Annotated in this window: 3 protein-coding genes; all 3 read right to left on the bottom strand. The window is 48.5% G+C overall.

What is annotated here, in order from left to right:
* Positions 1-56 precede the first annotated feature (56 nt).
* The 3 genes from ACOJUO_RS18700 to ACOJUO_RS18690 all read right to left on the bottom strand — a co-directional run bounded on the left by ACOJUO_RS18700 (position 57) and on the right by ACOJUO_RS18690 (position 11,287).
* Positions 57-3,308, bottom strand: a complete 3,252-nt coding sequence (locus tag ACOJUO_RS18700) for a PEP/pyruvate-binding domain-containing protein (protein ID WP_422137788.1) — start codon at positions 3,306-3,308, stop codon at positions 57-59.
* A gap of 157 nt (positions 3,309-3,465) precedes the next feature.
* A complete protein-coding gene (locus tag ACOJUO_RS18695; RefSeq protein ID WP_422137787.1) occupies positions 3,466-7,236 on the bottom strand; it encodes a DUF4116 domain-containing protein in 3,771 nt (1,256 codons plus the stop codon).
* A 400-nt stretch (positions 7,237-7,636) separates the two neighbouring features.
* Positions 7,637-11,287 (bottom strand): DUF4116 domain-containing protein, encoded by a 3,651-nt coding sequence (locus tag ACOJUO_RS18690; RefSeq protein WP_422137786.1) that lies wholly within the window; start codon positions 11,285-11,287, stop codon positions 7,637-7,639.
* Positions 11,288-11,472 lie beyond the last annotated feature (185 nt).

The raw sequence follows: 11,472 nt of genomic DNA, 5'->3' as shown, positions 1-11,472 counted from the left end.
CGACATAGCTGCCATTCTTGGGCTCTTCACTCACATATTGGCGTTCTTTGGGATCTTCAGAGATAGTGAGTATAAAACTTTCTATCATTTCGAATCGCTTGGCTGGCATATTTCAGCCCATGCGTTCGTATGGCATTCTCAATCTTTTCTTTGTGATCCCCAACCGGCAAACCCGGTGGCACATAAAACGCCGGACGCTCACTGAAGGAGGGCCTGACAACATAATATTGACCTTTCAATTGAGGATACATAATGTCAAAAAATGGCATAGCTGCTTCAGGATTTCTGAATAAAAAATGCTGCAACAGTTCCCTGCGGTTGTTATCACTGCGCTCATCACTCATTAAAAGCGCCTGAAGATCGTCCTTTGATTTTATCGCGCACCGGGATAAACGTTGAACATCATCAATAAACTGTTGGTATTGCTTGCTTAATAACGGGTAGCAAAGAGTAACTTTGTGTAAATAGGTATAACTGATTGAGAAAAGGCACCGTCGAAAGGCGAATCTATCGGCTTCTGTCGCAATATCGCGATCAAGCCGTTGTTCAAGCAAGTTAAAGTCCCACTGGTCCCCTTCAAAAATGGGTTTATTGTCCAAATTCATATCCACATCTTTAATATCACGTAACACTATGATTAGTTTTTGAAAGGCATTTTGCAGGGTTTCAGGTGATCTTATTCGGGGACATTCGATGATAACTTCACTGGCTACGGCATTGATACTTGTCTTTAAGCCATCGGTATTATTATCGAGTACTATCTCTTTCAGTAACTGCACCATAAACCACACACGCTTTAATTTGCCGACTGCAAAGTCCCATTCTTTACCAAAGGTGTCAGCAAATTTAAGCCGCAAGGTTCGTCCTTTGCCCCCTTCTGCATGTTCAAGCAGCTCAATAACACTCATATGATTGCCAAGCCTCAGGTTAACAATCAAGGCATCGTTCAGACTGACGACAGTGGCTGTAAAATTAAATTGTTCCATGGCTGCTGCTGCGGAAGGCGTCAGTAGCGGCGGCCTTTCACAAGGGGTCGTACAATCAACATAAGTGATATCCTTTCTCTTGGATATACTGCCTTGCCCCGAACCCAGAGTCACGGGAGCCAGCGCCTCGACAAAGCGCTGGTGCAGGGCAAAAATCAGGTCATGGACACTTTGGACCTGTTCCGCCTCCTTTGGGTTGAGTTTTTGCAAACAGGATTCCAGTTCCTTGCAATCTACCAGCCACTGACGAAATATTACCGGGGAAAGCCGCCCTTCTTCAGCGGTTTGTATTGCAGAAATGATACTCTCCAACTTTGATTCGATGGCCCGTTTCAATGCCTGGAATCGTCTGCTCAGTTGCGGGAATTCAACCCGCAACGAGTTGACCAGAGGCGAATCCGTTTTACCAGCCAGCCGCAAGAACGCCTGATACCCCTCCAACATGACTTCAGCCCCACGAATCAGCTGGTTTACGTCGTTCCTGATCTCTGCCAGTCGTTGCGATCGTGCTGGCGACATGCTCAGTTTTATGGGGTTTGCCAGACAACCCAATCGGCCATCGGAGGCAAAAAATGCCAACAAACGGGCATTTTGGTCTGTGAGCCAGTGAAAGCAGCTGGCGACCTGACGGAACTGGCATCTATGAGGGGACAGTTCATCCCTTGAAAGGCTGACTTCCTTCAGGGGCGCATCAGAAAAAGCTGAGGACAGGCTGCTGTGACTGGCCAGTTTTTCAGTAAAGTTACCGGCAACAATAAAGGCTCCGGGCTTACCCATGAAGCGGGCACAGGCCAGCGTCGCCTGTTCACCAACCTGAGCGGCCAACGCCGAATACTGGCCACTGGCCCGCATGAAAGTGACTTTTAGCTGTCTCATGAGGATCGCTACATGATCATTGAATCCGGCATAGGCAAAGACAAAGCCACCTGCCCGCTTCAGGAACCCGGACTCAAGCATCCAGTCTTTAGCCTGTTGAGCCACGACAATGGCGCCCTTTGGCATAGTGTCTGCCTGTCGTTCATTGGCCAGCCAGATTGGCCCTGTGCAATAGCCTTCGCTGATGCTCTCGCCAATGGCAAGACTCTCTTCGGGTATTGGCATGACAAAATCCATACCGCCCGAGAGCTGGGTAACAGGGCGCACCTGCAACAGGAATAAATTACCCTGATGATCGATGGCAAACTCGACATCCACGGGGCAGAGCAACAGGTTTTCCAGCTCTGTCACCGCCTGGCTGAGTTTTGTAACCAAATGATCACTGAGTTTATGCCTGCCGTCGTCTGTTTGTGCGTCAGCATTCTGAATAGCTGTTTCTGAATAACCCTTGTTGTTTTTGTGCAAGACAAAGTGACTTGAGATCGTACCCGGAAAGTATTGAATGCTGTCAGCTCCTTCCACGCGAGAAATGTCAATGCGGTGAGGTGTGTTACCAGACTGCCCTGCCACTGCCCCCCTGGGTTGACCGGGTGTGTACTCAACCCTGATGGTACCATCCTGAAAAGATCGAAAACTCATGGCGACCCCGCCGTATTTACAATCAATGCACTGCTGGATGATCAGCGCCATGGGTTGCGGTATGCCTTCTGGACAGACTTCAGGCCGGTAAGCTGAGGCCATGACCTTCAGGCAGGTACTTAAAACATCGTCTTCTTTCTGGACGACAGAGAGGTATTTGCCCGCCTGGGCATCGCCGTAGTTATCTTCGTTAATACCAGAGCTGCGGATAATAATCGGTTGAGAGGTGGGGCACCCGTCCAGCTGACGACGCAGATCCCTGATTTTTTGCGCCGCTTCAGAGTCTTTAACCTGTTGGTAATAGTCTTCACTGGCAATAAATTCCGCCAGACCTGCCAGCCAGTCATCCTTTTTGCTTTGCTCTGAAGGTGGCAAGGTATTAAGGTATTCCCGGATGTTCGTCAGGCTGGTCAGTGCATCGGGTTCATCAACATTCACAGGGAGATAGCGGACTAACAGCTGTCTATCCAGAGGGTGTTTTTCGAGCATACTTATGACCTGGGCTGTCACACATTCAAAGGGCGGAACAGACAGACCGGCTTTTTCCATGCGCATCAAAAACATCCCCTTGCCCCCCAATTGTTCCCGGTCGGAGAAAGAATGGTCAGCAGCCTGACCTGGAACAGGCGAACTACAAATGCGCTTGACCAGCAAAGTCGAGGCGGGAATACCGCTGGGATCAAGGGCACCGAAATATCTTTTAGGTGAATCACCAGCCCTATTGGATCGAGTGCCAGCCAGGGTATTCTGATTTGGATTTGTTATCGGGTTTTTAGGATCTGATGTCTCAGAGGTAGCACAATGCATAAAATATCCCTTTCATTATGTTCATCTATGAATCAACGGTTGATACGTTAATTGACTACTTTCTATAGACATTGATGTTTTTATAAAGTTCAACCGTGCGGCTGAAGTGGGCAAAACGCAATCTGCTGGCCAATGCTTCAGAGCCGGTCAGACCTTGTTAGCAAGGTATTTCGACGAATTCAAAAACTGCCGGGTTTCTTATGGTTGCTGCATTGATAAAGTCATAATCCATTTGAAGGCTTGAATCAGCAAATTCGAAAGCAATAGAGTTCTGCTCAATTAAGCCCAGCATGTACTCTCGATCATTCAGTAAGGTTTCACTGGCATAATATAAGCTATGAACATCACCAGAGCTTGCGATTTGTATAATTTTTTTATCGCCTCGTAATCTTTCACTGGCATGACGCAGGGCTTGCGGAAACGTCTCAACAGCGGCCATGACCACCGCTTCATCGTCCCGAAGTGTTGCGCTGGCATATTCCAGCATACGACCATTCTGAGAGACTGCGGCCATGACGACCTCTTTATTGTCAAGAAGCTCCGGGCTGGCATATTGCAACTGTCTGGCCTTCTGAGTCACTGCGGCCATTACAACCTCTTTATCATTTTTCAGTTCTGTACTCACATATTCCAGGTCACCTGGATAAACTCTAATGGTGGGTAACACAACCTCTTTATCACTTCGAACCCGTTGGCTGGCATATTTCAGCCCATGCATGAGTAAGACATTCCTGACCTTTTCTTTATCATCCGGAACTGGCTGACCCGGAGGAATATCAAACTCCAGTCTGACATTAAAGGATGGTTTGATAACATAGTATTGACCTTCCAGATGGGGATACACATGGGCAAACAATGGCATAGCATGTTCCGGATGTATCAATAAAAGATGCTGTAATAGTTCCCTGCGGCTGTCGTTACCGATCTCATCACTCATTAACACTTTCCCAAGATGGCGCTCTGATTTACCTAAACGTCGACAATGATCTATAAACTGTCGTTGTTGCTGGTTGTTCAATAACTGGTCGCAGGGAATAAGGCATTTGTAAAAAATGTATAATTTCCAATCATAAAACATTGAGAAAAGACATTGATGAAAAGCGAATCTATCGGCTTCTGTGGTAATATCACGATTAAGGCGTTGTGCCAGCAGGTTAAAGTCCCACTGATCTCCTTCAAAGATGGGCAGGTCCGACAATTGTTGATCCAGATTATAGGTATTGTTTAATACAGTGATCAGTTTTTCAAAGGCACCCTGCAGGACTGGACGTGATTTTATTCGGGAGCATTCGACGATCATTTCACCTGCTACTTCGTTGCAGCTCAGCTTCATGCTCTGCGTATTTTCTCCCAGTTCGATCGCTCTCAGTAACTGTGCCAGAAACCACATGCGCTTTAACTTGCCGGGATTATAAAGACCTGATGCACGATGCTTACGAAATTTGTCAGAAAATTTCAGTCGCAAGGTTCGTCCTTTACCCCCCTCTGCCTGTTCGAGCAGTTCGACAAGGCCTACATGACTTCCTAATTTCAGGTTAACAATCAAGGCATCATTCATACTGATGACAGTCGCTTTATTCGCTGATTTTCCGATGGACTCCTTGCCGAACGGAGTCAATAGCGGTGCCTTTTCACCCGACTTACCCGGAGTGGTGCAATCAACAAAGGTGGCTTGCCCTTGTTTGGATAGCCTGCCCTGACCCGACCCCAAAGTGACCGCTGCCAGAGCCTCTACAAAGCGCTGATGCAGAGCAAAAATCAGTTCATGGACACTATGCACCTGCTCGGCCTTCCCGAAGTTGAGCGCTTGAAGACAGGATTGCAGCTGATGGCAGTCTGCCACCCACTGACGAAACATTAGCGGGGAAAGCTGCCCGTCTTCAGCAGCTTGCATTCGCATAATGATATTCTCCAAGCCGGATTGGATGGTCTGTTTCAGCGTCTCAAAGCGTTTGTTCAGTTGCGGTAATTCATCTCGCAATGTCTCAATCAGGGATGAACTGCTGTTGCCCGCCAGCTGCAGAAATGCCTGGTACACCTCCAACAGCTTTTCAGCGCCATAAATCAGTCGTTTTATGTTCTCTCTGGTCTCAGCCAGTAGCTCTGATCGTTGCCGCGACATGCTCAGTTTTATCGGGTTGGCCAGGCAATCCAGTCCACCACCGGAGGCAAAAAATGCCAACAGGCGGGCGTTTTGATCCGTCAGCCACTGAAAACAGTTGGCGACCTGGCGAAGTGTGTCTTCAGAGGGAGACAAATCATCCCGTGACGGGACGGCATTTCCCAGGGGCATATCTGAGAAGGCCGAGGATAAACTTCTGTGGCTGGCCAGTTTTTCGGTAAGGTCACCGGCAACAACAAAGGCTACGGGCTCACCGTTAAAGCGGGCGCAGGCCAGTGTCGTCTGTTGGCCTTTCTGAGCGGCCAATGCCGAAAACTGATCATCGGCCCGCATTAAGGTTATTTTTTCTTGCCTCATGAGGATCGCGACATGATCATTGAATCCTGCTTTGGCAAAGACAACCCCCCTCACTCGCTTCAGGAACTCAGGCTCAAGCATCCAATCTTCGGCATGGTCGGCCACGACAATGGCTCCTTCTGGCATTGAATCTACCGCTTGTTCTTCCGCCAGCCAGAGTGTACCGGTGCAATAGCCTTCGCTGATGCCCTGACCACTGGCCAGGGTCTCTTCTGGTATAGGCATGGCAAAATCCATGCCGCCAGAGAGTCGGGTAACGGGGCGTACCTGTAACAGGAACAGGCGACCCTGACGATCAATGGCAAACTCCACATCCACGGGGCAGAGCAACAGGTCTTCCAGCTTTGTCACCGCCTCCATGAGTTCTGAAACCGTTTCATCAGTGAGTTGCAGTCCACCGTCGCCTGATTGAGCATCAACATGATCAATTCTTACTTCCGAATAGCCGTTATTATTCTTGTGCAAGACAAAGTGACTTGAGAGGGTTCCGGGAAAGTATTGATAGCTGTGAACTTCTTCTTTGTGGCCCTTGCGATAAATATCGAGGCGGTGGGGCGTGTTACCGGACTGCCCGGCCACTACGCCCCTGGGTTGACCCAGTGTAAACTCTGCCCTGACAGTATTATCCTGAAAAGATTGAAAACTCATGGCGACCCCACCATATTGGCAGTCAATGCACTCCTGGATGATCAGCGCCATGGGTGGGGGTATGACTTCGGGACAGACTTCAGGCCGATAACCTGAGGCCATGACCTTAAGGCAGGTACGCAAAATATCCTCTTCTGCCTGCACTACCGAGAGGTATTTACCGGCCTGGGAATCGCCGTAGTTATCTTCGTTGATGCCTGAGCTGCGCACAATAACCGGCTGTGATGTGGAGAGTCGGTCCAGCTGACGGAGCAGACCTCTGATCTCCCGGGCCGCTTCAGAATCTTTGACCTGTTCGTAATAGTCATCACTGGCCACAAATTGCGCCAGACCCTGCAGCCACTTATCCCTTTTGCTTTGCTCTGAAGGCGGCAAGGCATTGAGGTGTTCACGGATGTTCTTCAGGCTGGTCTCAGCCTTCAGTTCGCGGTCAATCCCGGGAAGATAGCGGTCAAGTCTATCCAGAGGGTGTTGTTCAAGAGCATTCATGACTTGAGCAGTAACACACTCGAACGGTGGCACAGACAGACCGGCTTTCTTCATGCGCTGCAAAAACATTCCCTTGCCCCCAAATTGTTCCCGGTTGGAGGGGGAACAGTCAGCAGCCTGACCTGAATCAGCTGGACGGCAGGTGCGCCTGGCGAGCGACGCTGGGTTGGGAGCGCCACCGGGATCAGAATTGCCAAAATACCTTTTGGGAGAATCATCAGTCCCGATGGATGGACTACCATCCTGGATATTATGATTTGGAATCCTTGTCAGGCTTTTAGAATCTGACATCTCAGCAGTAGCAGGTAACATCAAGACATCCCTCACATGTTAAAATCATCCATGATTTAATCGCTAAAGTTCATTAGATTACTTTCTTTTGACAATGACATTGTTATAAAGTTCAACCGACAGCCTGAAGCTGACAATAGAAAAAAAGTAATGAGCTGGTAACAACCTTTGCACCGGTCAATGTCCCCGGAGTTGAAAAGAACTTAAGTACTCAACCTTACGAAATCATATTTTCTGACTTATTGTTCAGGCACTCGCGGCAACTGCTCCTGCGTTGCTCTGGCTCCTGCATCCATGCAGTCGTGATGCGTTGCAACTCTGGTCACATAGCTTGCTATGTTCCCGTCGTTGCGCCTTGCAGAGCACCTGCCCAATAAGCCAGAAATATTCGATTCCGCATGGCTGAGTACTTATTTGCAGATTACCCGACGTATTGACGAACTTCGGGGTTTCTGGAGATTGCTAAATTGATAAACTGAGTATCATTTTGAAGGCTGTTAGTAATATTTGAGAAAGCAAATGAATCGATTGCAATCAAGTCCAGCAAAAACTCGCGATCATTTAATATCTGTTCACCGGCCCCTCTTAAATAACACATACTTTTAGCAACGGCTATTCGAACAATATTTTTATCGCTTCGCAATCTTTCACTGGCATACTCCAGGGCTCCGGCATACTGTTTGACAGCAGCCATTACCACTTCCTCATTATCCTTAACTTTCTGGCTGGCATATTGTAGCTGAGAACCATTCTGAGTGACTGATGCCATGACAATATCGCTGTCATTCCTCAACTCTTTACTGACATATTCCAGTTGTTCAGGATGTTTTAAAATGGCGGGCAACACAAGGTCTTTATCATTCAGAACAGCCTGACTGGCATATTTCAACCCATGCTTGAGCAGGGCATTTTTGAACTTTTCTTTGTGACCCCCAGATGGCTGACCTGGCGGAACATAAAACTTCAGACGTGTACCGCAGGATGGTTTGATAACATAATGTTGACCTTTCAAGTGAGGATACATAATCTCAAAAAATGGCATAGCGGTTTTAGCATATGTCAATAAAAAATGCTGTAAGAGTTCAATGCGGGTGCCCTCACCGATCTCATCACTCATTAACATTCCCCGAAAATGGTCCGCCGATTTTCTCATGCACGTTTCTAATCGTTGAACACGATCAATAAACTGCTGGTGTTGTTTACTTAATAAATGATAAAAACGCGGAACTCTATGTAAATAAGTTCTGGCAATTGAGAAAAGGCAGTCTTCAAAGGCAAATTGATCGGCTTCTGTGACAACATCGCTATCAAGGCGCTGTGCAAGTGTGTTAAAGCACCAGTGATCTTCTTCAAAAATGGCTCTGTCCAGAAAAACATCTAATTGATCAGTAGCACCTAGCACTGTTAGCAATTTTTCAAAGGCATACTGCATGTTTTTCGTTGATGTCATTCGGTGGCATTCAACGATAATTCTTCCCGCTGCGCCGTTGCAACTGAGCTTCATGCTATCAGAATCTTTATCCAGTTCGATCACTTTCAGTAACTTGGCCAGAAACCACATACGCTTTAACTTGCCCGGTTGATCACTGCCATCAGGTTTCTGAAACTGGTCAGAAAATGTCATCCGCAAGGTTCGTCCTTTACCCCCCTCTGCGTGTTCAAGTAGTTCGATAACACTCATATGTTGACAGAGCGACAGGTTAACAATCAAGGCATCGTCCAAACTGACAACAGACCCTGAAAGCCATAATTTATTCAACATTGCTTTGCCGGCCGAGTTCAATAGCGGTGTCGCCTGACTGCGGGTCGTCCAATCAACATAGGTGATGTTATTTCCCTCAGATATCCTGCCCTGACACAAATCCCGAGTAACCGGCTCCAATGCCTCTACGAAACGCTGATGCAGGGCAAAAATCAGCTCATGGATACTACGGATCTGTTTAGCCTCATCAAGGTTGAATGCCTGAAGACAGTATTGCAGCTGATGGCAGTCTGCCACCCACTGACGAAACACTCCCGGGGATAACTGCCCTTTTTCAGCGGCTTGCAGTGGCAGAACGACACTCTTTAGCCCTGATTGAATGGTCTCTTTCAGCATCTCGAACCGGTTGTCCAGTTGCGATAATTCATCGCACCTTGACTTGACCTCGGATGAAGGCCATTTACCTGCCAACTGCAAGAAGGCCCGATACCCATCCAGCATTGCTTGAGCCCCATCAACCAGCCGATTTACACTGTCCTCAGTCTTTGTGAGTAGCTCTGATCGTTGTGGCGACATACTCAGTTTTACCGGGTTTGACAGATAATCCAGTCCACCGCCAGAAGCAAAAAATGCCAACAGCCGGGCATTTTGATCCGTGAGCCATTGAAAACCGCTGGCGACCTGATGGAATGTGCCTTCAGGTGGGGACAGATCCTCCCGGGACGGGGCAACTTTTGCAAACAGCGCATCAGAAACAGCTGAGACCAGACTTTTGTGACTGGCCAGTTTTCCGGCAATGTCACCGGCAACAATAAAGGCTCCGGGCTCACCGTTAAAGCGGGCGCAGGCCAGCGTCGCCTGTTGGCCATGGTGAGCGGCCAAGGCCAAATATTGGCCACCAGCCCGCATCAGGGTTATTTTTCTCTGCCTCATGACTATCGCGACATGATCATTGCATCCTGCTTCGGCCAGGACAAAACCCCCTGCCCGCTTCAGGAAGCCAGACCCAAGCATCCAGTCTTCAGCGTGGTGGGCCACGACAATGGCGCCCTCTGGCATAGATTCTGCGCGTTGTTTATTGGCCTGCCAGAGTGGTCCGGTACAGAAGCCTTCGCTGATACCCTCGCCAATGGCCAGGGTCTCTTCGGGTATGGACATGGCAAAAACCATATCGCCAGAGAGTCGGGTAACAGGGCGCACCTGCAAGATGAACAGACGACCCCAATGATCGATGGCGAACTCAACATCCACGGGGCAGAACAACAGGTTTTCCAGCTCTGTCACGATATTTCTGAGTTTTGAAATCATCTTATCAGTGAGTCGCTGCCCGCCGTCGTTTGATTGGACATCAGCGCCAGCAATTCTTTTTTCCGAATAACCGTTATTGTTCTTGTGCAGAATAAATTGGCTTGAGATCGTCCCGGCAAAGTATTGATAACTGTCAGCTCCTTCTCGACCCTCGCGAGAAATATCAATGCGGTGAGGCGTATTACCAGACTGCCCTGCCACCACACCTCTGGGTTGACCGGATGTGTACTCAACCATGAGGTTATCATTCTGAAAGGATTGAAAGCTCATGGCGACGCCGCCATACAGGCAGTCAATACACTGCTGGATGATCAGTGCCATGGGTTGCGGTATTCCTTCGGCACAGACTTCAGGCCGGTAGGCTGAGGCCATGACCTTAAGGCAGGTGCTTAAAACATCGTCTTCTTCCTGAACGACAGAGAGGTATTTGCCCGCCTGGGCATCGCCGTAGTTATCTTCATTGATGCCAGAGCTGCGAACAATCACGGGCTGTGATAGGGAGAATCCGTTCAACTCCTGGCGCAGATCCCTGATGTGTTGCGCCGCTTCAGAACCTTTAACCTGTTCGTAATAGTCATCACTGGCAATAAATTCTGCCAGACCCGCCAGCCAGTTATTCTTTTTGGTTTGCTCTGAAGCGGACAAGGTATTGAGATGTTCCCGGATGTTCGTCAGGCTGGTCTCTGCGCCCCATCCATGGGCGATCCCGGGGAGATAGCGGGCTAAACGATGGGGGTCCAGAGGCTGTTGTGCAAGCGCATTCATAACTTGAGCAGTGACACATTTGAAGGGTGGAACAGACAGACCGGCTTGCACCATGCGCAGCAAAAACATGCCCTTACCCCCAAATTGTTCCCTGTTGGCGCTAAAACAGTCAGCAGCCTGATCTGAAACAGGTGAACGGCAGGTGCGCTTGGTTAGCGACCTTGGATCGGGAACGCCACCGGGATCAAGATCCCTGAAGTGCCTTTTAGACAATTCATTGACCTCAGTATTCTGATTGGGGTCGGTCGCCAGGTTTTGATGATTTGAAATTTCAACAGTAGCAGTAGCATTTAACATCAAGATATCCCTCTAATGATATTATTCATCCATGATTCAAGTGCAAACGTTTAAAGCGATTACCTGACATTTGACAATGAGACTTTGATAAAGTTCACCCGTCCGTCTGAAGCAGATAACAGGAAAAACGATAACGAGCTGTTGAGGTCAACATTTTCAGAATAGATCTGAACCTATTCCCGGAA

The organism is Endozoicomonas sp. ALC020 (genome assembly GCF_049275935.1).
Lineage (GTDB): Bacteria > Pseudomonadota > Gammaproteobacteria > Pseudomonadales > Endozoicomonadaceae > Endozoicomonas_A.
Note: the sequence above shows the minus strand (reverse complement) of the source record. Positions and strands in the feature narration are given on the sequence as shown.